Below are 24,125 nucleotides of genomic sequence, written 5' to 3'. Positions count from 1 at the left end.
TGTTGCATCGTCATCGAATGGAGCAGCCGTCGTCGGCCGCGTGCTGCGCATCGTCGAGCACGGTCGCCAGCACGAGTGCCGCGATCAGCCCGAGATGCTCGAAAAAGCTGTTAAGCGCCATGAAATGCCCGGCGCCCGAGCGATTCCAGAAATCATTTGCCACGACCATCGCGACGAGCGTCAGCATGCCGAGGCTGCCGGCGCCGAGCCACGTGAAGCGGCGAAACACTACGCAAAGCGAGCCGCCGATCTCGACCGCGATTGCGAGCACCGCCCACAGCGCGGCCGGATGCAGGCCGAAGTGCGCCTGCTCCGCAACCGCGCCGTCGAAATCGAGCGCCTTCGCGACGCCGCCGATCAGAAAGGCGGACACCAGCGCCAGGCGCGCGAGCGGCAAGGCCCACGGCTGCGACAGCAGCGCACGAACCCATGCCGGGTTGCCGTAGACGGTGCGCGTCGTCATGTCAGACCGCCCAGCACGAACAGCCGAACGCGCCCCAGAAGCCCTTCGCGTCCGAGGTCGGCAACGCGCGGCCCCACGCGCCCGCATGTGCGTGGCCGTGCACGTTGCACGCGCTTGCGCAGCCGCACATCGCGGCGGCCGCGGCCCGTTGGAGCGGTGCGCCGTCGCGTTGCGTCGCGCCCCAGCCGCCGTAACCGCCGTACGCGCGCACCGGCGACCAGTCCGGCATCGCGGGCGGAATCGGCGCGTCGTGCGACGAAAACGGCCCGGCGCCCCACACGATCCGGCCGCCCACGATCGTCAGCAATGCAGTCGTGTCGACGATATCGTCCTCCGCACATGTGAAGAAATCGCGATCCGGGACGACCAGGTCGGCGAGCTGCCCGACCGCGATGCGCCCTTTCTTGCCTTCCTCGTTCGAGAACCAGGTCACGTACTCGGTCCACATGCGCAACGCGGTTTCGCGATCGAGCAGGTTGCGCTGCGGATACATGCGCATCCCGCCGACCGTCTTGCCCGTCACGAGCCATGCGAGCGACACCCACGGGTTGTACGACGCGACGCGAGTCGCGTCGGTGCCGGCCGATACCTTGAGCCCCTTGCCGAGCATCTTCGCGACAGGCGGCGTCGCTTCCGCTGCCTGCGCGCCGTAGCGCTCGACGAAGTACTCGCCCTGGTACGCCATCCGGTGCTGCACCGCAACGCCGCCGCCGAGCGCGGCGATCCGGTCCATCGACTTCTCGGAGATCGTTTCCGCATGATCGAAGAACCAGTTCAGCCCGTCGAGCGGAATATCGCGGTTCACTTTCTCGAACACGTCGAGCGCGCGGCTGATCGTTTCGTCGTAGGTGGCATGCATGCGCCACGGCCAGCGGTTCTGCGCGAGCACGCGCACGACGCCTTCGAGATCGTCTTCCATCTGCGCGGGCAGGTCCGGACGCGCGACGCGGAAGTCCTCGAAATCGGCCGCGGAAAACACCAGCATCTCGCCCGCGCCGTTGTTGCGGAAATAGTCGGTGCCGTCGTGATACTTGACGCTCTTCGTCCAGTTCACGAAGTCTTCCTTCTCCGCGTTCGGCTTCTGCGTGAACAGGTTGTATGCGATGCGCACCGTCATCTCGCCCGCATCGTGCAGCTTGCGGATCACTTCGTAATCGTCGGGATAGTTCTGCGAGCCGCCGCCGGCGTCGATCACGCCGGTCACGCCGAGCCGGTTCAGCTCGCGCATGAAGTGACGCGTCGAGTTGTACTGATATTCGAACGGCAGCTTCGGCCCCTTCGCCAGCGTCGCATAGAGGATTGACGCGTTCGGGTTCGCGAGCAGCAGGCCCGTCGGGTTGCCCGTCTCGTCGCGCAGGATCGTGCCGCCCGGCGGCTCCGGCGTGTCCTTCGTATAGCCGACGACGCGCAGCGCGGCCGCGTTCAGCAGCGCACGGTCATACAGGTGCAGGATGAACACCGGCGTATCGGGCGCGACCGCATTGAGTTCGTCGATCGTCGGCAGGCGCTTCTCCGCGAACTGATGCTCGGCGAAGCCGCCGACCACGCGCACCCATTGCGGCGCCGGCGTGATCGCGACCTGCTGCTCGAGCATCTCCATCGCGACCGCGAGCGAGCGCACGCCGTCCCAGCGCAGCTCGAGGTTGTAGTTCAGCCCGCCGCGAATCACGTGCGTGTGGTTGTCGATCAGGCCCGGCAGCACCGGGCGCCCGTCGAGATCGATCACCTTCGTCGCGCGGCCCGCGAGCGGCATGATGTCGGTGTTGCTGCCGACCGCGACGAAGCGGCCGTCCTTGATCGCGACGGCAGTCGCGACGGGGTTCGCACGATCGAGCGTCGTGATGCGCCCGCTGTGCAGGATGAGATCCGGTTGAGTATCGGTTGCGTTCATGGTGTGTCCTCGATGTGGTCAGAAGCCGAGCCAGTGACGGACGGGGCCGATGGCCTGTGCGCCGATCAACATGCCGGCGAGGCCGATCAGCGCGATCAGCGGCGGCGCAGGCGAGCGCACCCTGATCACGCTGTACACGACGCCGATCAGCATGCCGGCGGACAGTGACAATAGATAAGATTCCATAACGATTTTTCCTCCCGGCCGGATTAGAATGATCCGCATCGCAACGGCTGCTCGATTCGCTGCCGCCACATTCACTTCGCATTCCTGCCACTCTGTCCGACCATGCAAACCCTTCCTGACCTCGAAGCCTGGGCCATCTTTGCGCGCGTCGCGGAGACGGGCTCGTTCGCGAAAGCCGCGGAACTGCTCGGCATATCGCAACCGACCGTATCGAAGGCGATCGCGCGCCTCGAAAAGCGCCTCGGCGCGATGCTGCTGTACCGCACGTCGCGCAAGCTGTCGCTCACGCCCACCGGCGAACTGCTGCGCGACCGCGCGATCCGCCTGCTCGCCGACGCCGAGCTGATCGAGAGCGAAGCGACCGCGCAAGCACTCGAACCGCACGGCCTCGTGCGCGTGAACGCGCCGATGTCGTTCGGGCTGCGCCATCTGTCGCCGCTGCTGCCCGCGTTTCTCGAGCGCTATCCGCGCGTCGACATCGACCTCGTGCTGACCGATCACATCGTCGACATCGTGTCCGGCGGCTTCGACGTCGCGATCCGCATCGCCGAGCTCAGCGATTCGTCGCTGCGCTCGCGCCGGCTGTGCGCGGTACGCCGCCCGCTCGTCGCGTCGCCCTCGTATCTCGACCGGCACGGCCGGCCCACGCATCCGCGCGACATCGAACAGCACGTTTGCCTCACCTACACGAACCTGCCGACGCCCGAACACTGGCGCTTTCGCCTCCCGGCCTCGGGCGAGGACTTCGGCGTGAACGTGCACGGACGCATCCGCACCAACAACGCCGACGTGATCGTCCCCGCGCTCGTCGCCGGCCACGGCCTCGCGCTGCAGCCCGAGTTCCTGGTGTGGGACGCGATGCAGCGCGGCGAACTCGAGGAAGTGATGCGTGACTGGAAGATCGCGGACATCAACGTCAACCTCGTCACGCCGCCCGGCATGCTGCGCGCCGCTCGCGTGACGGTGCTGCTCGACTTCCTCGCCGAACATTTCGCGCATGCACCATGGGCGCTGCCCGCGACCTGAGCGGGCGGCGGTCTTCGGATTCCGCAGTCCGTCGCGGACATCGATCGGGTCGATCGTTCGTTACTTCGCCGGAACCGCCGGAACCGACTCGTGCGGCGTCGCGGTACGTTGCGCGGCCTTGTGGACCATCGTGTACGCGTAGTCGACGCCCATCCCGTACGCGCCCGAGTGCTCCCTGACGACGTTCATCACTGCGTCGTACGTATCGCGGCGCGCCCAGTCGCGCTGCCATTCGAGGATGACCTGCTGCCAGGTGACAGGCACCGCGCCCGCCTGCACCATCCGCTGCATCGCGAAATCGTGCGCGGCCTGCGACGTGCCGCCCGATGCATCGGCCACCATGTAGATCTCGTAATCGCCTTCGAGCATTGCGCACAGTGCGAACGTCGTATTGCAGACCTCGGTCCACAGGCCCGACACGATCACCTTCTTGCGGCCGTTCGCGGCCAGCGCGTCGCGCACCTTCTGGTCGTCCCACGAGTTCATCGACGTGCGTTCGAGCGTCTTCTGGTTCGGGAACACGTCGAGCAATTCCGGATAGGTATGCCCCGAGAAACTCTCGGTCTCGACCGTCGTGATCGTGGTCGGCACGTTGAACGCCTTCGCGGCTTTCGCGAGACCGACGACGTTGTTCTTCAGCGTCTGGCGATCGATCGACTGCACACCGAATGCCATCTGCGGCTGCTGGTCGATGAAGATCAGCTGGCTGTTCTGCGGAGTAAGTACTTCAAGCTTCGGATTGCTCATGGCGCATCGCGTCCTGTGAACGAGAAAAAGAGGGCCTGCCTCGACCGTGAAAACGGAAGGAGCCGGAGATACGTCGCGCCGGATCGTCATCCGGCTCGAAATATTTAATCCTCAAACGCACGGCGCGAACACCCAAGAAATGGAATCGATGCAATTCCGGAAACGACGTCCGTTCGGGGCCGCCCGTGCTTTTTTTCTTCACGCAAACCCGATACGCTTTCAAGACTTTGACGGCGCCGTTGCGGTGCCGCTCGGCCATCACGAGGCGCTCGACCATGAAACCGTATATCTTCTCGCTGCTCGCCGGCATCCTCGCCGGCGTCGTCTACGGCGCGATCGGCGTGAACTCGCCCGCGCCGCCGGTCATCGCGCTCACCGGCCTGCTCGGTATGCTGGCCGGCGAACAGATCCTGCCCGTCGCACGGCGCATGCTCGCGGGGCATCGGCTGAATACGGCGTGGCGCGACGCGAAGTGCAGCCAGCACATGTTCGGCGCACTGCCGGGCGGCAGCACGAACGAACGCAAGCCGTCGTGATGCCGCGCGTCGCGAACCGCCGCGCATGAGCAATGTCGAGCTGTTCCATTACCTGCTGCTGTTGATCTGCGGCGCGGGTGCGCTCACGTGGCTCGCCGAACGGATCTCGATTCCGCCGGCCGTGGTGCTGCTGCTCGGCGGCTGCGCGGTGGCCGTCGCCGGCAAGCGCGTGCCGGACATGGACCCGGCGCTGCTGCTCGCGGCCGTGCTGCCGCCGCTGCTGATGTCGAGCGGTTTCTACACGGCGTGGAAGGAATTCCGGCGCGAGCTCGCGTCGATCACCTCGCTCGCGCTCGGCGCGGTGGCATTCACGACCGTCGCGGTCGCACTCGCCGTGCACGCGGTGAATCCCGCGCTGCCGTGGGCCGCCTGCTTCACGCTCGGCGCGATCGTGTCGCCGCCCGATGCGATCGCCGCGGAGGCGATCCTGAAACGTCATCCGCTGCCCGCACGGCTCGTCGCGGTGCTCGAAGGCGAAAGCCTCGTCAACGACGCGTCGGGTCTGCTGCTCTATCAGATGGCCGTATCGGCCGCGCTCGCGGTCACGATCACGACGGCCAGCGCCACCAGCCTGTTCTTCTCGCTCACGCTGATCGGCATCGCGGTCGGCCTCGCATGCAGTCATGCGATGTGCTGGGTACTGCAGCGCCTGCGCGAGCCGATGCTCGGCATTGTCGTGACCTTCGCGATGGCATGGGGCAGCTACGGGATCGCGGAAGCCGTGCACGGCTCGGGCGTGCTGTCGGTCGTCACCTGCGGGCTCGTGCTCGGCGTGCGCCAGCATCGCGTGTTCGGGGCCGACATGCGGATCAAGGCGAAGGCGACGTGGGAAGCGATCGTGTTCGTGCTCGACGCGCTCGTGTTCATCCTGATCGGCCTCGCGCTGCACGCGATCCTCGCGCGCGTGAACCACGAAGGCGCGGTGCTGATGGATGGCTTGCGCGTGGCGCTGCCGGCCACCGCCGCCGCGATCGCTGCGCGCGTCGTATGGGTGTTCGTCGCGATGTGGCTGCCGGGCCGCCTGCGCGCGGCGCGGGCGGGCCATCCGGCGTGGTCGTGGCGCGAGGCCGTCGTGCTCGGCTGGTCCGGCATGCGCGGCGTGGTGAGCCTCGCCGCCGCGATCGCGCTGCCGGGCAACTTCCCCGGCCGAGACCTGATCCTGTTCAGCACGTTCCTGCTGATCATCGCGACACTCGTCGTGCAGGGCGGCACGCTCGCGCCGCTGATCCGCGTGCTGAAACTGCAGCCGGCCGCGCGGCACACGATGTCCGAGCACGCGGCGCGCGCACACACGTTCGGCGCGGCGCTCGCCGAGCTCGACGCACGCGGGCAGCACGGCTCGGGCCTCGAGCGCGCATCGCTCGACCGGCTGCTGACCGAATACCGCAGCCGCGTCGCGTTCAACGAGCGCGCGCACCGGGATGGCGCCGAACCGGCGGACGTGCGCGCACGCATGCTGCGCGTGGAGCTCGAACTGGTCGGCGTGTCACGCGATGCGCTGCTCGGACTGCATCGCGATGGCCGGGTCGACGACGCGGTGCTGCACCGCATAGAATCCGAACTGGACTTCGAGGAACTGCGGCTGCAGCGCCTGCTCGAACCGTAACGACCGGCCGTGCCCGGACGGTCGCCGGCCCACCCCCTTCCCCACATGGAATTGCAATGAGCGAACTGTCCGTCGAAGCGAGCATCGGCTCGGTCGATTACCTGGTCCATTTCACCGACGGCGTCCATCAGTGGCGCGCCGACGAGCCGGCGTCGCTCGGCGGCGGCGACGCGGCACCGACACCCGTCGCGCTGCTGCTGTCGAGCCTCGGCGCATGCACCGCGATCACGCTGAAGATGTATGCGCAACGCAAGGGCTGGCCGCTCGCCGAAGTGCACGTGAAGCTCGCGCACGAATCGGGCAGCGCGGGCAGTACGATCGTGCGCCGCATCACGCTCGACGGCGACCTGTCCGACGAGCAGCGCGAGCGCCTGCTGCAGATCGCGAACGCGTGCCCGGTGCACAAGATCCTCTCGCACCCGATCGCGATCGACACCGCGATCGCCTGACGCGCCGCCCCCCCGAACCCGAAGCCCTCACCATGTCCGCATCGATCAAGACCCTGCTCACGCCGCGCGAGAGCGACATCGGCAACCTCGTCGTGCGCCGCGTGCTGCCCGCGCGCGCCGCGCGCCTCGTCGGCCCGTTCATCTTCTTCGACGAGATGGGGCCGGCCGTGCTGCCGGCCGGCAGCGGCATCGACGTGCTGCCACATCCGCACATCGGTCTCGCAACCGTCACCTACCTGTTCGACGGCACGCTGATGCATCACGACAGCCTCGGCTTCCGGCAGAAGATCGTGCCCGGCGACGTGAACTGGATGACGGCCGGACGCGGCATCGTGCACTCGGAGCGTTCGCCCGACGAAGACCGGCCGCTCGCGCAGCCGGTCCACGGGATCCAGACCTGGGTTGCGCTGCCGGTCGAGCACGAGGACACCGAGCCCGCATTCGCGCATCACGCGGCCGACACGCTGCCGTCGTTCACGCGCGACGGCACGAACGTGCGCGTGATCGCAGGCACGGCGTTCGGGCTCACGTCGCCAGTCGAGGTGTTCTCGCCGACGCTCTATGCGTACGCGGCATTCACGGTGGGCGGAACCCTTGCGCTCGACGCGGAACACGACGAGCGCGGCGTGTATCTCGTCGACGGCGACCTCACGATCGACGGCACGCCGCTCGCCCCCGCGACGATGGCCGTGCTCGAACCCGGCACGGGCGTCGCACTCGCGAGCGCGAACGGCGCGCGCGTGATGCTGCTCGGCGGCGCTCATCTGCCGGGCGAGCGGTTCATCGAATGGAATTTCGTGTCGAGCGCGCGCGCGAAGATCGAAGCGGCCCGCAACGCGTGGGCCGCGCAGACCTTCGGCAAGGTACCCGGCGAAGAAGACCAGTGGACGCGCCAGCCGGAACGCAAGGCGCACTGACACTTCATCGGTCGATCGACGCAACGCGGCCGGCATTCACGCCGGCCGCGTTGCGTTTACCGCGTCAATCCCATCAGCTTCGCAAGTACCGGCCAGCGCTCGAGCGATTCGACGAACGCGCGCCGCGCCTGCTCGTCGACATAGTGGGCCGGGTCCAGCGCGGGTAGGTGCCGCGCGAGGCCGAGCACGTCGTTCGGTTGCGACAGGCGGCCCTCGTCGCCTTCGCCGATGTTTATTGTTCGTCGATCCATACGCCGTCCGGAGTCTTGACCGCATAGCCCGCGGGCGTCTGCATCGTCACCGTGCCCTCGTTCTCGCCGACCATCCGCGTGCGCGGCAGATCGGCCGCATATTGCGCGAGGGTCACGCCGGGCTTGAACGGACTGTTCGACACGAGGTTCGACAGGAGTTGCGCGAGCGCGAGGAAGCTCGTCGGCTGGTCGATCACGGTGGTCGTGCCGTGATTGCCGGTGAAACCGACGAGCCGAACGCCGACCGGCCCGTGAATGATGCGCGGCGTCGGAATCTCGCGCAGGCCCGCGACCTGGTTCTTGTCGCCGCGCAGCGCGGCGCCGTGCTCGGGCACGAACACGATCACCGCGCGCCGGCCCGACTGCGCGACCAGATCGGCGAGCCGGTCGAAGTCGTCCATCAGCTTGGTCGCGCGCTGCGGATACGAGTCGATGCTGTTCAGCGAACTGCCGATCACGCGGTTGCCGTCGTGCATGCTGATCGTGTTGTAGTACAGCGCGACCGGCCCCGGCACCGATGCGCGCTGCGCGTACCAGTTCGCGAGCGTCTGGTAGTCGTCCTTGATCGCCGAGCCGTCGAACGCGTGCATCGCGACAGGTGCGGCCGCGTTCGAGATCATCGGCGCGTCGGGCACGCCGAGGTTGTCGTGCACGACCTGCAGGAAGTTGTCGAAGTGGCCGTCGTGGTTCAGCAGCGACTGCACCGTGTAGCCGGCGGCCGCCAGCTGCGAGAACAGGTAGCACTGCTGCGGCGCGGGCTTGTACAGGTCCGCGTGCGCTTCCTGGCCGCAGGTCGCGCGCAGCACGCGGATCGCGGCCGGGCCGCTGTAGCTCGCGGCCGTGCTGAAGTTGTTGAACAGGTAATCGAAGTGGCTCAGCATCGGGTGGTTGCGCACCTTCGCGGCGTCGAGGTCGTCCCACGACAGCGAGCAGATATGCAGCACGATCACGTCGAACTGCGTGGACGGATCGTTGCCGAGATGGCCGAACGTGACCTGCCGCTGCGACTCCTGCGCGCGGAACGTCGCGAGCGCCGCGTTGTGATCCTCGGGCTGGTCGGAGCGCCCGCCGTTGCCGTTGGCGAGCTGCTGCGCGGGCGGTGCGACGACGCGCGCCATCAGTCCGTTGCCGGCCTGCCATAGCGGCATCACGATCAGCACGGCGAGCACGAAGGTCGCGACGCGCAGCCAGCGGTTCACGATGAAATAGACGATCAGCGCGCCCGCCACCGTCAGCACCAGCATCGGCGGCAGCAGGCGCGGCAGCAGTTCCATCCAGTAGTCGAGGCGGAACGTGCTGACCTCGCGCGCGGCTTCGGCGAGACGCGCGAGCGGCGGCGCATGCAGCTCGCGCGCGAGCAGCGGCACCGCGATCGCGATCGCCACGATCTGCCGCACGATGCGCCACACGCGCTGCCGGATCGGCGCGCTCGCGACGAGCGCCAGCGCGAACGCGAGGTTCGCGAGCCACATCGGCTGCAGGTGGCCGGTCGCGAACAGCGCGAACTTCAGGATGAAATACAGATTCCAGAACGTCATCTAAACCACTCCGTCATGAGCGCCGCGTCAGTCGCGCGCCCGATCGAGCTTCGGCGCCAGCATGGTCTGCACGCTGCGCGCCGCGCCCTTCCACATCCGTACGTACCCGTCGACGCCCACCTGCAGCACTTCCTTCAGCCCGCGCAGCGGCGTGTCGGGGCGCGAGCCCGCGTGCCAGTCGAGCCACGCGTCCGCGCGGCCGAACGTGCACTGCACGAGCTGGCGCTCCTGTTCGAGCGTGAGCGCCTCGAAGCTCACGCCGACGTGGGTCGGCGTCACGCGGCTCACACGCACCGGAAACGGGAACGGCCGGTCGCCGCGTGTCACGCACACCGTCAGCGTGTCGCCGACCGCAAGCGGCAGCCCCGGCACCGCTTCGAGACCGAGCCCGCCTGTCGAGTAGTCGCTCGTGAAGCAGGCGGCCGTCGAGCCGTCGGCGAGCAGCAGCGTCGCCGGCACCCGCATCGCGATCCGGTGCGTGACGCGTACCTGCTTCGTCTCGCGCGCAACCGCCAGCGCCGCGCCGAGCATCGCGAGGTTGTAGACGGTCCAGCCGAGCGTGATCAGGATCGTCGCCGCCTCGTCGCCCTGCTCGGCCACGAGCCGCCAGAGCCCCGCGACGACCGCGAGCACATTCAGCGCGAACAGCACGAGGTACGGCTTCGACGTCGACCAGTCGACGTAGCCTTCGTCGATCTTGCCGCCCTTGTCGGTCACGTTGAACTTGCCGTGCTTCGGGCTGAAGAACGCGACGGTGGTCGGCAGTGCGATGTACCACGCGAGCACCGATTCGTAGACCTCGGCCCAGAACGAATGGCGGTAACGCCCCTGCATCCGCGAGTTCGCGACGTTCGCGAGCACCAGGTACGGAATCACGTAGCTCGCGAGCGCGACCGACGATGCATTGATGAAGTACAGGTGGAAGAACAGGTACGCGAGCGGGATCGTCAGGAACACGAGCCGCGGAATCCCGTAGAAAAAATGCAGCATCGCGTTGCCGTAGCAGATCCGCTGCACGAAGCCGAGCCCGCGCCCGAGGAACGGGTTGTCGATGCGGAAGATCTGCGCCATTCCGCGCGCCCAGCGCGTGCGCTGCTTCACGTGGCCCGCAAGGCTTTCCGTCGCGAGGCCGGCTGCCTGCACGGTCGGCAGGTACGCCGACGTGTAGCCGCGGCGATGCAGCTTGAGCGCCGTGTGCGCGTCCTCGGTCACGGTTTCGACCGCGACGCCGCCCACCTCCTCCAGCGCGCTGCGCTTGAGCACAGCGCACGATCCGCAGAAGAACGTCGCGTTCCACAGGTCGTTGCCCGACTGCACGAGCCCGTAGAACAGGTTGCCCTCGTTCGGAATCTCGCGGAACGTGCCGAGGTTGCGTTCGAACGGATCGGGCGAGAAGAAATGGTGCGGCGTCTGCACCAGCGCGCACTTCGGGTCGCGCAGGAACACGCCCATCGTGGTCTGCAGGAACGAGCGCGTCGGCACGTGATCGCAGTCGAAGATCGCGATGTACTCGCCGTGCGTCTTCGGCAGCGCGCGGTTGATGTTGCCGGCCTTCGCGTGACGGTTGTCGTCGCGTGTCAGGTAGCCGATGCCCGCCTCTTTCGCGAACGCCTCGAACTCGGGACGCCGGCCGTCGTCGAGCAGGTACACGCGCAGTTTGTCGGTCGGCCAGTCGATGCTCTGCGCGGCGAACGCGGTCGGCTTCACGACCGACAGCGGTTCGTTGTAGGTCGGAATGTAGAGATCGACGCTCGGCCATTCGTCGGGATCGTCGGGCAGCGGCACGATCGGGCGATCGAGCGGCCACGCGGTCTGCACGAAGCCGAGCAGCAGGATCATCCACGTATAGGCTTCGGCGCCGTACAGGAGATAGCCGGCCACGGCCTCGACGGGGCTGCGGAAGTCGAGCGTCTGCGTCGTGCGCCACCACACGTAGCGCACCGTCGCGAGCAGCGCGAGCGATGCGAGCGCGAGGGTCGGCAGATGTCCGGGCAGGCGGCGCAGCGCGAGCGCGAGCATCGCGACGATCGCGAAGAACGCGAACTGCGCGTTGGGCATCAGCGGCGACATGCCGGCCGCGGCCCACAGCACCGCGCCGGCGATCAGCAGCAGAGGCGCCAGCCAGCGGTGCCGGCCGACGCCGTTCGCGCGCGCATCGAGCCAGCCGCCCCAGCGTGCCCACGGCAGGCGCTCGAACTGCATATTGACGCGCCGCGCGAGCGCGCGCGCCGCGACGTAGACGGGCACGACGAACGTGTCGAACCACGCAAGCGGATCGCGCGCGGGCCGGCCGTCGGCGCCGCGCGGCGCACGCACGATCGCGCGCCACAGCCATTCGCGCGGGCTCAACGGCTGCAGCACGCCCCAGTCGCGCGCGAGCCGCAGGAAGCCGGTGCGCGCCCAGCGGCGCACGGGGTCGGGCCGCCCGGGCGGCGGCGCATGGAAGAACAGCCGCACGAGCCAGTCGAGCAGCGTGCGCTGCACCGGCAGCCCGATGCCGCGCGCGCACCAGTCCGTCACGCGGCGGCGGGCCACGCGCCAGCGCGACGCGGATGCGCCCTTCATCGCGACGCTCCCGCACGGTCGGCCACGGCCGCCGGGAGCCACGTATCGACCCAGTTCGCGACGCCGTTCAGGTCGTGCGACGCCTGAGAATAAGGCGCGTCGTCGAAAATCCAGCTGCCCCGCGCAAGCGTTTCGGGCACGGCTGCATCGACGTGGATGCGTTGTTCGAGCATCGACGCCGGCCCCGCGACCGCGCGGAGCATCCCGAGCGCGTCGCGCTGCATGTCGCGCGCCGGGTTCAGCCGGTTCACGACGATCTGCAGCTCGCCGCCACCGGCGCGCAGCGCGTCCAGACGCGCGGCGAGCGTCGCGCATGCCGCCGGTTCGGGCGGCACGACGACGAGCGTCAGGTCCGCGCGGCGAATCGCTTGCTCGGCCTGTGGCGACGGATAGCGTGCGGTGTCGACCAGCACGACCCCGTCGGCCGGCAGCGCGATCTCGTCGAGCGCGCGCGACAACCAGGCGGAATCGGCCACGAGCCGCGCGTCGCACGCGGCGGCGCCCGCCGCGTCGACCTGCCCATACGGCACGAACAGCACGCCGTCTGCATTGCGCCATGTCTGCGCGTGCCACGGCGCGGCGTCGCCGAGCAGGCTGTGCGCGAGACCGTGTTCGGGCAGCGTGTCGAGCCCGAGCGACGCGCCCATCAGGTTCTGCGCGTCGAATTCGACGGCGACGACCGGCCGGCCGCGGCGCGCGAGCAGCACCGCGAGCGCGGCGGCGAGCGTCGTGCGGCCCGCGCCGCCCGTCGTCGACGTAATGGCGATCGTCTTCATCGCGACGCCTCGCCGGTGCGGCCCGCATCGGGCAGCAGGCGACCGCGCAGCGCCACCGGCACGAGTTCGCACGGCACCGCTTCGCGCCGGTTGATCCCGCGCGGCGCATGGAAACCGCGGCCGATGCCCAGGTGCTGAGCGACAATCCACACCGGCACCGCGATCGCGAGGCCGACGATGAAACCGATGACGAGTTCGGCGATCATGCGCCCTCCGGCTTGCGCAGCGGCATCGCACTGCGAATGGCGCCGCGCGCACGCGCGGCGGGAAATACGGAAACCTGCGCCGGCGCATCGGCGGCCGGCACGGCGTCGGCATCGGCCCGCGCGAGCGGCCGCGCCGCATCGATCGGCCTGTCGGCCGCGCCCGGCATATCGCTCGCGCCACCCGGTTCCGCGCGCCGTGCGACCTCGCCCGCGCGTCCGGCCGGCACCTGCGGCGCGGCAGCGGGTCGCGCCACTGCAAACAGGTCGCTGTAGTCGGCGATCGGCGCGCGCCGGTTCTCGGTCTTCAGCGCATCGAGTTCCTTGTCGATGCTTTCGTGCCCGAGACACACGACGCGATCCGACAGCGTATCGACCGGCACGTCGAAGATCCGCGCGAGTGCGTCGCTCGCATCGGCCGGCTCGCATGCGAACAGGAACACGTACAGGTGTCCGGCATCGGCCGTCACGACATCGCCCGCGCGGCGCGGCCGGCAGCGCCGCAACGCATCGACGTGCGACACGCCGGGCAGCAGCGCGATCTTCGCGAGCGTGTGCGGCAGCGACAGCACGGCGCCGCGATCGAGCACCGCGCGGATGCGCAGGCAGAACGCGCCGACCGGCAGGTAGCCGAGCACCGAATCGCCGAGCGCGGCCGCGAGCGCCGCACGATAGTCGGGCGCGACGGGCCGCGCATAGAGTTGCCCGCGCAGCGCGTGCACGGCGGCCTGCAGGCGCGACATTGGCAGGTCGCGCGCGACGACGCGATTCGCGCCGACGCTCAGCAGCAGCATCTCGAACTGCTGGCGCAGCACCTCGTCGCGTTCGACGATCGCGATCTTGAGTGCGCCACCGCACTGCCGGCGCAGCGCGTGAACCGCCGCGCACAGCGCTTCGAGCTGCGCATGCGAGCGGAATGCCAGCACCGCGGTCGCGGCCTGTGCGTGTGCGCAGGCGGTGACGACTGCCGCGTTGTCGTCGACGATCTCCCAGTCGGCGGGCACGCGGCTCGCGTCGTCGAGTATCGCGCGGCTGACGACGACACGGTCCTCGTCGGTCGCGAGCTTCATCCTGCGTGCGGGCTCGGTCGCGTCGCCGTCGGCGATCGCGGCGAGCCGGCCGCTCGGCGCAAAGCGCAGCGGCCGCACTTCGCCGGCCGCGAGCATGTCGCCCGCGCGCCAGAAATCGACGACCCACAGCAGCTCGCCGTGGGTGCGCTGCAACTGCGCGACACCGGAGCACACGCCGTGGAATTCGCCCCGCGGCGCGCGGCCCGCATCGCGCACGAGCGGCGGATCGTCGGTGGTCGAATCGGCATCGGCACGGGCGATCTCCGGATCGAGCAGCAACACGAGCGCGATCCGGTGCGTGCGGCACCAGTCGGCAAGCGCGTGCCCCTCTTCCGCGAGCGCGGACGGATCGTCCCAGCTTAACCAGCGCTGCGCGCCTTCGATGAAATACACCGAGCGCGCACGAAAACCGTAGCGCTTCATCGCACGCAAGCCGCCCGTGAGTCGCGCGAACGGTCCGGGCGCCGCGCGGCGCGGCGCGTCCGGTTCCGTCGCGGCGTCGCCGTCTGCCGGCCCGGTGGCCGGCGGCATCGCCAGCACGTTCAGGTTGCGCGGCCAGCCGGCCGGATGTGCGCCGCCCGCGAAGCCGCACGCCTGCATCCGCGCGGCGACGCGCGCGGCGTCCCGTGCGAGCACCACCGTCACGTCGCGCGTGCGCGACTGCCGTGCGCTTTCCCAGACGAGCGCGTCACAGGCCGGCGTGCCGGCGGCCGCATACACGGCATACAGGCCGCCCGCTTCGAGCGGCGTCCACGCATCGGGCAGCCCGTCGATCGCGAGCCGGCTCAGCGGGCCGGCGCGACCGCCGGCCGGGCCCGTGCGCAGCAGCAGGCGCAGGCGACCCAGCAGGCCGGCGGCGCCGAGCGCGGGACGAGTCGCATCGATTTCGGTATTCACGCGTTCCCCTAGTAATCCGAATAAAGCTGCACTGGCGTCGGCGTGACGAGCCAGTTGCGCTCGGCGCGCGCATCGAATGCGTAGCGCAGATACACGAGCGCCGAGCTCGGCGCATAGTCGTGCGAACGGTCCACATGCAGTTGCGCACCGACGCTCAGGTGTGGATTCACGCGGTACTCGACGATGCCGTTCACGCCGTACGAGAACGACACGCCACGCGTCGAGCTGCCCGCATAGACCAGGCCGGCCGCCTCCTGCGCGGCGCGCTGATCCGCAAAGGTCGGGTAGAACAGCGAGTCCTTCTCGTAGCTGTTCGAGATCCCGGCCGTGACGGTCAGGTCCCACGACAGCGCGTCGCGCCGCCCGGCCCATTCGATCGGCACGCCGAGCGACAGATAGCGCTGCGGGCTGTAGTAGCCGCCCTGCCCGTACGTGTAGTAGCGCAGGTTCTGCGCGTAGTGCCACGCATTGCCGACGAGCCCGGTGCTGACCTTCATCGTCGCGCGTTCGTACACGGGCACCGTGAAGCCCGAGCGCAGCGTGACTTCCGCGTTGCGCTCGACGTTGTTGCCCGACAGCACGCCCGCGCCGAGTTCCGCGAACAGGTTCACGCGGCCGATGTCGACCGACCCGCGCAGGTTCACGCCGTCGCGGCGCACGCCGCCCCACACCGCGCCGGTCCAAGGATCGCGCATTCCCGCATACGACAGCACGCTGCTCGTTTCCGGCCGCCGCGACGCATTCACGGTGAAGCTCGCCGGGCCTGCGTCGAAGCGATAGCGCACGCCGCCGACCAGGTAATGCACCGGGAACCCGAGCGGCGACGTGCCGAGATCGAAGCGCCACGCGTCGGTGCGATAGCCGGCGCCGATCGCGACGCCCGTCGTCGGCTGGTGCAGGTCGCCCTGCCGATTCGCGATCGCCCCGGCGGCCAGCAGATTCCACGGAAACATTGACGAGCCGGCCAGGGCCTTGAGCCCCCCGTAGGTCCCGAAGGTTTTCAGCGAATACGCGTCCGGGTCGCTCGTATCGAGCGTGCCGGCGTCCAGATGCACGGTGTCGAGCTGCAGGAACGCATGCCCGTCGTAACGCACCGGCATCTGCATGTAGACCGGCACCTGCTGCGCGCGGTACGCGGAAATCCCTTCGTCGCCCGACTTGTACGCGGGCAGCCAGCCGATCTCGATCTCCGGGTTGCGCCGCTGCTCGAGATCCGCGAAGGCGGCCTGCGCGGGCGTGCGGCCGTCGCGGCCCGGGCTCACGCCGCTCGTGCGTTCCTGCGACTGCGACAGCCGGTACAGCGACGCGGCATCGTCGTAGCGGCCCTGCGCTTCGGCCACGCGCCCGGCCGCGACCGTTACGTCGGCGCGCGCCGGGTAGGCGGCCTGCAACCGGTCGGTCACCTGCGCGGCTTCGTCCGGGCGGCGCAGCGCATTCAGGCGGCGCACGACCGACAGCCGCGTATCGACGTCGTCGTCCGGCGTGCGGCCAAGCACGGCCTGCACGCGTGCGAGCGCGGCCGCGCGATGGCCGCTGTCCTCGTCGATCCGCGCGAGCGCGAGCTGCGTATCGGCATCTTCCGGCATGCGCGCGACGACCGGCGCGAGCGCATCGCGCGCCGCATCGTAGTGGCCCTGCGCGCGTTCGAGATCGGCCAGTTCGAGCGCGTAGCGCTTGTCCTCGCGGCCAGCCGGGCTCGCGCGAGAAAGCAGCGTGCGGGCACGCGCATAGTCCTGTTGCGCGATCGCTTCGTCGGTCTGTCGCAGCACGAGACGCAGCGACTGATCCTCGATCCTCGCGGTCTGCGCGGGCGTCAGTCCGGGTTCGCGGCGCAGCGTGTCGAGCCACGCGGCGAGCGCATCGTCGCGCCCCGCGCTGCCGAGCAGGTCGCCGTAGCGCAATCGCACGTCCACATCGGCGTCCTTCGGATGCGCGGCGATCCAGTCGTGCAGCGGCGCAAGGCCGCGCCCGGGTTCGCCCGCGTCGATCCACTGCGCGCCGATCGCGGCGAGCATGTCGGGATCGTCCGGCGCGCTCGCCTGCGCATGCGCGAGCGACGCGGCGAACGCCGCGCGATCGCCGCGACCGAGCGCGCCGCGCGCGTCGGCCAGCGCACTTTCGGCGTCGAGCTTGCGCGCGAGCGCATGCATGCCGTCCGTGCGGTGCGGATCGTCGACGCCGGCAAGCGCCGCCCGTGCGCCGGCGACGTCGTCGATCGAATTGCGATACAGCGCGCTCGCATAATGCATCTCGGGCGTGTCGCCTTGCGCGAGCCCGTCGTCCATCACCGTGCCGCCGAGCTGCGGCAGCCCCATGTCGCGGTAGAGCCGCGCGAGCGCGAAGCGCGTCCACGCCGCGTCGGGCGCCGCGCGCACCGCCGCTTCGTAGCGCTGCGCGGCCGGCCCGCGTTCGCCCTTGTCCGCCAGGGCCTTCGCCTGGCTCGCGAGCAGATCGGCGCGCAGGCCGTCGAGCGCGTGGCGATCGTCGCGGCCCGTCACGCGGCCTTGCAGCGCATCGAGCAGCGGGCCGATGCGATCGGCACGGCCGGTGTTTTCATACAGCGTCGCGGTCCCGCGCACGGCCGACAGGCTCGGCGAGCGCGCGGCCAGCAATTCGCGCAGCAACGGCTCCGCACGCGCCCAGTCGCGCTGCGCGAGCAGCGCATCGGCGAGCTGCAGCTTCGCGTCCGGGCTGTCGGGCTGCATCGCGAGCGCGGCGCGCGCCGCCTGTTCGGCATCCTGCGCACGCCCTGCCGACGCCGCCGCGCGGCCTTGCGCGAGCAGCCCCCAGAACTGCGCGGTGCGCGCGAGGCTCTGCCATTTGCCGCGCTGGTCGGTCGCGAGCGTCGCCGCCCGCGCGAACAGCGCGCGCGCTTCGTCGTGCCGGCCTTCGCGCAGACGCAGCATGCCGAGGCCGCCCACCGCATCCGCGTCGTCGGAGCGCGCCCGCGCGGCGCGCGTGAGCAGCGGCTCGGCCGCCGCCAGATCGCCGCGCGCGAGCGCCTGCAGGCCGCGCTGCTGCGCGATGTAATCGGGATCGCGCTCGAGCCGGCGCTGCGCATCGCGCTGCCGGTCGAGTTCGGCGACGCGGTCGCGAAACTCGGTGTCGTCCGGTACTAGCGCGAGATACGCATGCAATGCGTCGGCATACGCGGGATCGATGCCGGCGGACTGCAGCACGTGCCGCCACACGGCCATCGCTTCGATATGGTCCGCGTCGACGCGCTTCGCGAGCGACCATGCGATCCGGTTCGCCTCCGGGCGCGTGTCGTCGCGCTGGTTCAGGAGCCGCGCAAGCGCCAGCGCCGCGCCGGTGTCCTGCTGGTCGGTCGCCACCGCACGGCGCAACGCGGCGATCGCGGGCTCGCGCCCGCCCGGCGCGTTCGCGACGATCTGGTAGTACTCGGCGCCGAGCGCACCGGAGGGCGCGCCGTTCGGAAACAGCGCGACGATACGCTTGGCCGCTTCGTCCGCGCGGCCGCTGCGCGCGAGCAGGCGGATCTGCGCCATCTCGCCGCGGCCGCTCGTCGCGACGCGGTACTCGTCGGCCGCGCGCCGCGTGTCCGGCGCACTCGGCGCACTCGCCTGCAGCCGCGCAAGCGCGGCCTGCGCGCCTTTCGCATCGCCGAGCCGCAACAGCACGCGCATCTGCTCCGCGAGCAGTTCAGGATCGTTCGGCGCGATCAGCAGCCCCTTGCGCACCGCATCGCGCGCGAGGTCGTCGCGATGCTTGACGCCCCACATGCGGGCGGTCGCGAGCTGGCGCTGCGCGTCGGTGAGATCGGCCGCGGCCGGCGCCGGCACCGGTACGGCATTCGGCACAACGGCTTTCGGCGCGACAGCGACCGCGGCCGGCGCGGCCACGCAGACCGACGACGCGAGCCATGCGAATCCGGCGACGCGCGGCGCGGCGCGCTTCATCGGGCCGCGCATGAACGGCCCTCCCAGCGCGCCTCGAGCGAACCGTCCGCGTCGAACCGGTAGCGGCCGTCGCGCCAGCCGAGGCCGAACAGCGTCAGCACGCTCGTGTAGTAGCCGGGCGCCGTCTGACGCGCGAGCGTATCGACCCGGGCGGCTTGCGCATCGGCGAGCGCGTGCTGGCCGCGGGCGTCGAGGAACGGCACGGCCGCCGCGGAAAAACCGCCGTTGCCGTCGTTCGGCCCCGCGACGCCGGTCGTCGTGTCGACCTTCTCGGGCGGCGCGCCATGGGCGGCGATGTAATCGGCGAACGGCGCGAACCGCGCGAGCATTGGCGCGGCGAGCGGATCGGTGCGGTCGAGCATGCCGGCCCACAGGTACACGCGGATCGCGTTGTACGCGCTTTCCGCGTGCGTCTGCGGATCGGGGCCGAAGCCCGTACCCGGCCGATACAGCGCCCAGTCCGGCGAAAAACCCTTCGGCGCGGTGTCGAGCAGCACGCGGCCGGTGCTGGCCGCAAGCGCCGCCCAGCGGCGGTCGTCGGGTAGCCGCGCGGCGAGCCCGCGGATCACTTGCGGCGGCGAATAGCTCGGGTTCACGCGGTACTGGCCGTCGGCCAGCTTGAAGCCGACCGGCCCGGGCAGCAGCGTGATGCCGAGGCCCGGCACGCTCGCCGTCTCGTCGTCGAGCACCCGCTTCGCCAGCAGCGCGCCGCGCGCGGTGTAGCTGCGCTCGCGCCACAGCCGCCCGGCCTCCAGGAGCGTGTAAGCGATCCACAGGTCGGCATCCGACGCCGCGTTCGCGTCGAGCACGCGCCACGTGCCGTCCGGCGCGCGGCCCCACAGCCACGCCGGCAGACGGGCGCTCAGGTCGCCTTGCGCGAGGTTGTTCTCGGTCCATGCGAGGATCGTGTCGAACGCGCGCCGGTCGTTCGCGACGAGCGCGAAGAACAGTCCATACGCCTGCCCCTCCGATACCGTGCGCGAATCGGCCGAGCCGACGTCGATCACGCGGCCGTCGGTCGACACGAAGTCGCGCTTGAACGCATCCCAGCGCGGCCACGCCGCGCTGCATTGCGCGTCGGCCGCGCCGCTTTGCACCGCCTGCGCGTCACCGGACGCGCAGGCGGCCGCGACGGCCAGCAGGAGCGCCGTGCCGACGCGGCGCGCCGGCTGCGTGGCCCGTCGCCTTGCGATTGCCCGCGCCATCCGTTACATCCCCCGTCGACGCGCGGCGATTCTCTGCAGCACGCTGAACACGCCGAGCGCGAGCAGCAGCCCCGCGACGACGCCGACCGCGCCGAGCACGAGCGGGTGCCGCGCCGCGTGCGTCCAGACGCGCGCATACCACGGCACGAAGCCGACCACGTACGGTTCGCCGACGCGCAGGCTGTCGACCTGCCCCGGTCTCACCAGCGCGAGGTCGCCCTGCAGTTGGGACACGAGGCCGGGCTTCTGGAACACATCGAGCAGATCGCCCAGGTGCGACTGGTCCGTCGCCGTCAGCGCGACGACGCTGCGACCGTGGCTGCCCGGCAGCTCGAAACCGGCGAGCGCCGCGAGCGGGCCCGACTGTTCGATGCGCGCGCCGCCGTTGGCCAGCCCGACGCCGTTGCGCCAGCTTTCCTTAACCGAGAACGCGACACGCGTCGCGCCCACGCCGGCCTGCTCGTCGATCGCGAGCGGCAACGACGCGCGCCACTGCGACAGCAGCGGCGACGCGGGCGAGCCGTCGATCACGAGCAGATCCTTGCGGCCGGCCAGCGCGGCGACGTCGCCGGGTCGCGCTACCTGCACGCGCAGCGCCGGGAAGCCCGTCCACTGCCCCATGTGGCCGAGCATCGTCAGATAGGCTTCGAGCTCCTGCGGCGACGGACGATCCGGTATCACGACGGCCGTCTGCGACAGGTCGGCGAAGCGCGTGAACGGGAAGCCGCTGTTCGCGAAGAACGCGAGGTTCGGCAATTGCGCGTAATGCACGAAGTGCGAGAAGTCGATCGTCGAATCAGGGTCGATCGCCGCGCGCTGCGGTTCGCTCGCGGAGCTCGAGCAAAGCCCCGTCTTCTGCGAATCGAGCGTGAAGCGGAACTGCAGCTGGTTGCCGCTGCCGACGCGGAACGCCGGAATGTCGACGTCGCTCGTCACGCGCCCTTCCGGCACCGACAGCAGCGGCAGCTGCATGCGCCCGCGCGCATCTTCCGCATGGGCCGGCCCGAGCCGGTACGACTTCACGAGCTGATCGTTGATCTCGACGGCGAGCGTCGAGTTGTCCTGCACGGTCGGCGCCGTATAGCGGTAACGCAGCGTAATCGGCACGCCCGAGCCGTTCCACGAATGGAGATCGGCCGGCACGCGCAGGTTCAGGCGGATCGCGTCGGGCGTCGTGCCGCGCACTTCGAGTTCGCGCGGGTCGGACACGAGTTCGCGGAACGTGATCGGCCGGTTCACCGGCAGCCAGCGCGGCGCGTCGTACGGCTTGCGCGGCGCGCCGAGATCGACGTGCGCGACCGTCGCCGCCGGCCCCGACAGGGCCGCGCGGCCGAGCACGAGCGTCGCGACTGCGTCGTCGACTTCGGCCGCCGTGCGGCCCGTCACCACCAGCAGCTTGCGGCCCGGCGCGGCCGGGTTGTCGGTGACGGCGAGCATCGGGCCGTTGACGGGCGGCAGCGCGAGGCCGGCCGGCAACGTCGCGGCCGTGCCGACCACCACCGCCTGGTCGTCGGCCGGCAGCGCCGAGCCGACCGGGAAACGCGCCTGCCGGTAGTCGGCCTGCGCGCCGAACCACGACGCGAGCACGCCGGCACTGCGCACCGTCGCCGAGTCGGGCGACGCGGGCAGCACGAACGGCAGCCGCAACAGCCCGTTGTCGCGCCGGTCGAAAAACGGCGCGGGCAGCAGCGCGAGATCGTTCGGCAGGCGCACCGGCGATTCGTCGAGCAGCAGTTCGCTCGTCGGGCTCACATCGGCCCACAGCGCCGAGTTCGACGGATCCTCGCAATGATCGAGCGTGTAATGCGCGATCAGGCGCAAGCCGATCTGGTTGAAATCGGAGAAGTAGCGCGGATCGATCGGGATGTCCTGAGTGACCGTGCGGCCCGCGTGCGGCGCGTCGAACGGCACGGTCGCGACCACCTCGCCGTTCACCGACACCTTCAGGTGCGACATCGGGAACACGAGCGACGGCGAGTACGCGTAGGTCAGGCGCAATCGCGCGCCGGTGACCACGCGATCGAGCCGCACGCCGGCGTTGATCGTGCGTGCGTCGTCGGCGCCGCGCAGGCGCAACGGATCGAACGCGCCGAGCGACGCGAACGGCAGGTGCACGGTCGTCACCGGCAGGCCGGCCGATGCGGCACCGGCCGCGCTGGCCGCCGCCGGCGCGGCCGCGAGCACCGGTGTATTCGCTGCGGCGGCAGACGCCCCGGCGGCGCCCCCCGCAGCGGACGCCGGCACCGCCGGCATCGGCGCGGCCGACAGCGCAGCCGCATGGAACGCGCCAAACGTGGCGACCGACAGGAGGAGCAACGACGCGGCGGGCCTCATGCGCGGCGCCCCATCGTCTCGATCACCCGGTCATCAAGCGCGTCGCAAGCCGCGCGCGCAAAGCAGCCATGCCCTTGAATGCACATCCCCACTGCTTCCCCTCAATTGTCTGGCCTGAATGCATTTATCGAAACGACGCGGCGAATTGCCCGATTGCCGATTCGCTCTGCTTCGTGCGCCTGGCACTGGCGCTCGCTCATTCGTCACACTATCTCAAAAATAGGACAAAACTTACCCCGATTCGCAACGACGAGGCGAAAAAAACTCAGTTCGGTCGGAAATACTGAACTCAGCGGATGAATGGTAAGAATTGCGTCGTTGCTGTCGGCCGGACCGACCGGCATACTGCCGGCGCGGATTGGGGCTGGCAGGACACCGGCGGCCCATTGCGGGTCGCCCGAAACGCGCTGCCGCCGAGCGGCGCGTATGCTACCGCAAGCGCACGCATCGCGCCGCCCTTTATTCATGGAAAACTGACTTGGATCAAATCATCGATACCGTCACCCCGTCCCCGGCCACGCTGCTGCGCATCATCGCCACGCAAACCGAGATCGCGAAACTCGGCCTCGACCTCGGCAGCGTGATGGCCTATGTGACCGAGCAGGTGCCCCACCTGACGGGCGCGAGCGGCGCGGCGGTCGAGTTCGCCGAAGGCGACGACATGGTGTACCGCGCCGCGTCGGGCTCCGCCGCCGGGATGCTCGGGCTGCGGCTGCGCCGCTCCGGCAGCCTGTCGGGCCTGTGCGTGACGCGCGGCGAATTGCTGCACTGCACGGATTCGGAAACCGACCCGCGCGTCGATCGCGACGCGTGCCGCCGCGTCGGGCTGCGCTCGATGCTCGTGATGCCGCTCACGCACGCGGACACGACGGTCGGCGTGCTGAAGGTGATGTCGCCGAACGTCGACGGATTCTCGGCCGCCGATGCCGGCGCGCTGCGGCTCACGGCCGAGCTGATCGCCGCCGCGATGTTCCACGCGGCACGCAACGAGGCGAACGAACTCTATCTGCGCGCGACGCACGACGCGCTCACCGGCCTGCCGAACCGCGCGCTGTTCTACGACCGTCTGCGCCAGTCGATGCACACCGCGCTGCGCGCGAACGGCCGGCTCGGCATCCTCAACATCGACATGGACGGGCTCAAGCCGATCAACGACGGCTACGGCCACCGCGCGGGCGACGCCGCGCTGCGCGAGATCGCCACGCGGATGCTCGGCGCGGTGCGGCGCGCCGACACGGTCGCGCGCGTCGGCGGCGACGAATTCGCGGTGATCCTGCCGAACGTCGGCGGCCGCGACGATGTGGACGCGCAGCGCGTGCGGCTCGCGCAGCAGGTCGGCGAACCGTTCGAATTCGAAGGACGTCCGCTTGCGCTCGGCGTCAGTGTCGGCGCCGCGCTGCTGCCCGACGACGGCACCGACATGAACGCACTGATCGAGCATGCGGACCGGGCGATGTACGAGGCGAAGCGGATGCGGGGGCCGCGCGCGGGGCGGGCGTGACCCATGACGCACGGCGCACGACACGCGGATAGCGGCCTGGCGCC

General features: G+C 70.0%; 20 protein-coding genes. 6 read left to right on the top strand and 14 right to left on the bottom strand.

Annotated features, from left to right (window positions below; all coding sequences use genetic code 11):
* Window positions 1–10: 10 nt before the first annotated feature.
* Genes J7024_RS23735 through J7024_RS23725 form a run of 3 tightly spaced genes read right to left on the bottom strand, consistent with a single transcriptional unit; the run spans window position 11 to window position 2,540 of the window.
* Window positions 11–463 carry a DoxX family protein gene (locus J7024_RS23735; RefSeq protein WP_175751181.1) on the bottom strand — a complete coding sequence of 151 codons (453 nt, stop codon included), beginning with the start codon at window positions 461–463 and terminating at the stop codon, window positions 11–13.
* Between the two features lies 1 nt (window position 464).
* Window positions 465–2,354 carry an amidohydrolase gene (locus J7024_RS23730; RefSeq protein WP_124825932.1) on the bottom strand — a complete coding sequence of 630 codons (1,890 nt, stop codon included), beginning with the start codon at window positions 2,352–2,354 and terminating at the stop codon, window positions 465–467.
* 18 nt (window positions 2,355–2,372) lie between these two features.
* A complete protein-coding gene (locus J7024_RS23725; RefSeq protein WP_124825933.1) occupies window positions 2,373–2,540 on the bottom strand; it encodes a DUF1427 family protein in 168 nt (55 codons plus the stop codon).
* Window positions 2,541–2,642: 102 nt separating this feature from the next.
* Between J7024_RS23725 and J7024_RS23720 the strand changes: the two genes are divergently transcribed.
* Window positions 2,643–3,566, top strand: coding sequence for a LysR family transcriptional regulator (locus J7024_RS23720; RefSeq protein WP_124825934.1), 924 nt, complete (start codon window positions 2,643–2,645; stop codon window positions 3,564–3,566).
* 60 nt (window positions 3,567–3,626) lie between these two features.
* Here J7024_RS23720 and J7024_RS23715 read toward each other — a convergent pair whose 3' ends face one another.
* Entirely contained in the window at window positions 3,627–4,313 is a 687-nt protein-coding gene (locus J7024_RS23715; protein ID WP_124825935.1) for a hydrolase, read from the bottom strand.
* Window positions 4,294–4,590, bottom strand: coding sequence for a hypothetical protein (locus tag J7024_RS23710; protein WP_124825936.1), 297 nt, complete (start codon window positions 4,588–4,590; stop codon window positions 4,294–4,296). Before J7024_RS23710 ends, J7024_RS23715 begins: the two co-directional genes overlap by 20 nt.
* On the opposite strand from J7024_RS23710, the gene J7024_RS23705 reads away from it, so the two are divergent.
* Genes J7024_RS23705 through J7024_RS23690 form a run of 4 tightly spaced genes read left to right on the top strand, consistent with a single transcriptional unit; the run spans window position 4,589 to window position 7,821 of the window.
* The gene (locus J7024_RS23705; protein WP_124825937.1) at window positions 4,589–4,849 is read left to right on the top strand and encodes a XapX domain-containing protein; all 261 of its coding nucleotides are present in this window, start codon (window positions 4,589–4,591) and stop codon (window positions 4,847–4,849) included. The two genes, J7024_RS23710 and J7024_RS23705, sit on opposite strands and share 2 nt — an antisense overlap.
* A 25-nt stretch (window positions 4,850–4,874) precedes the next feature.
* On the top strand, window positions 4,875–6,455 hold the full coding sequence (locus J7024_RS23700) for a cation:proton antiporter (RefSeq protein ID WP_124825938.1): 1,581 nt from the start codon (window positions 4,875–4,877) through the stop codon (window positions 6,453–6,455).
* 56 nt (window positions 6,456–6,511) lie between these two features.
* Window positions 6,512–6,904, top strand: a complete 393-nt coding sequence (locus tag J7024_RS23695; protein ID WP_124825939.1) for an OsmC family protein — start codon at window positions 6,512–6,514, stop codon at window positions 6,902–6,904.
* 32 nt (window positions 6,905–6,936) lie between these two features.
* The gene (locus J7024_RS23690) at window positions 6,937–7,821 is read left to right on the top strand and encodes a pirin family protein (RefSeq protein WP_124825940.1); all 885 of its coding nucleotides are present in this window, start codon (window positions 6,937–6,939) and stop codon (window positions 7,819–7,821) included.
* A 56-nt stretch (window positions 7,822–7,877) separates the two neighbouring features.
* On the opposite strand, the gene J7024_RS23685 is transcribed toward J7024_RS23690, so the two are convergent.
* From J7024_RS23685 to bcsB, 9 genes are read right to left on the bottom strand one after another with little or no spacing between them, the layout of a single operon-like run.
* Window positions 7,878–8,072, bottom strand: a complete 195-nt coding sequence (locus tag J7024_RS23685) for a hypothetical protein (protein WP_124825941.1) — start codon at window positions 8,070–8,072, stop codon at window positions 7,878–7,880.
* On the bottom strand, window positions 8,054–9,610 hold the full coding sequence (gene bcsG / locus J7024_RS23680; RefSeq protein ID WP_124825942.1) for a cellulose biosynthesis protein BcsG: 1,557 nt from the start codon (window positions 9,608–9,610) through the stop codon (window positions 8,054–8,056). Before bcsG ends, J7024_RS23685 begins: the two co-directional genes overlap by 19 nt.
* A 27-nt stretch (window positions 9,611–9,637) precedes the next feature.
* A complete protein-coding gene (gene bcsA, locus J7024_RS23675) occupies window positions 9,638–12,175 on the bottom strand; it encodes a UDP-forming cellulose synthase catalytic subunit (RefSeq protein WP_124825943.1) in 2,538 nt (845 codons plus the stop codon).
* Window positions 12,172–12,951, bottom strand: coding sequence for a cellulose biosynthesis protein BcsQ (gene bcsQ / locus J7024_RS23670; RefSeq protein ID WP_124825944.1), 780 nt, complete (start codon window positions 12,949–12,951; stop codon window positions 12,172–12,174). The genes bcsA and bcsQ overlap by 4 nt, the downstream gene beginning before the upstream one ends.
* Window positions 12,948–13,157, bottom strand: a complete 210-nt coding sequence (locus J7024_RS23665) for a hypothetical protein (protein WP_124825945.1) — start codon at window positions 13,155–13,157, stop codon at window positions 12,948–12,950. Before J7024_RS23665 ends, bcsQ begins: the two co-directional genes overlap by 4 nt.
* Window positions 13,154–15,121, bottom strand: coding sequence for a cellulose biosynthesis protein BcsE (bcsE, locus tag J7024_RS23660; protein ID WP_124825946.1), 1,968 nt, complete (start codon window positions 15,119–15,121; stop codon window positions 13,154–13,156). The genes J7024_RS23665 and bcsE overlap by 4 nt, the downstream gene beginning before the upstream one ends.
* Before the next feature lie 8 nt (window positions 15,122–15,129).
* Window positions 15,130–19,053, bottom strand: coding sequence for a cellulose synthase subunit BcsC-related outer membrane protein (locus J7024_RS23655; protein WP_124825947.1), 3,924 nt, complete (start codon window positions 19,051–19,053; stop codon window positions 15,130–15,132).
* Window positions 19,038–20,246 (bottom strand): cellulose synthase complex periplasmic endoglucanase BcsZ, encoded by a 1,209-nt coding sequence (gene bcsZ, locus J7024_RS23650; RefSeq protein WP_124825948.1) that lies wholly within the window; start codon window positions 20,244–20,246, stop codon window positions 19,038–19,040. The genes J7024_RS23655 and bcsZ overlap by 16 nt, the downstream gene beginning before the upstream one ends.
* 3 nt (window positions 20,247–20,249) lie before the next feature.
* Window positions 20,250–22,580 (bottom strand): cellulose biosynthesis cyclic di-GMP-binding regulatory protein BcsB, encoded by a 2,331-nt coding sequence (bcsB, locus tag J7024_RS23645; protein WP_124825949.1) that lies wholly within the window; start codon window positions 22,578–22,580, stop codon window positions 20,250–20,252.
* A 478-nt stretch (window positions 22,581–23,058) separates the two neighbouring features.
* On the opposite strand from bcsB, the gene J7024_RS23640 reads away from it, so the two are divergent.
* Window positions 23,059–24,081 (top strand): sensor domain-containing diguanylate cyclase, encoded by a 1,023-nt coding sequence (locus tag J7024_RS23640; RefSeq protein ID WP_124825950.1) that lies wholly within the window; start codon window positions 23,059–23,061, stop codon window positions 24,079–24,081.
* Window positions 24,082–24,125 lie beyond the last annotated feature (44 nt).

The organism is Burkholderia sp. WTPI3, from assembly GCF_021483755.1.
Classification (GTDB): domain Bacteria; phylum Pseudomonadota; class Gammaproteobacteria; order Burkholderiales; family Burkholderiaceae; genus Burkholderia.
Note: the sequence above shows the minus strand (reverse complement) of the source record. Positions and strands in the feature narration are given on the sequence as shown.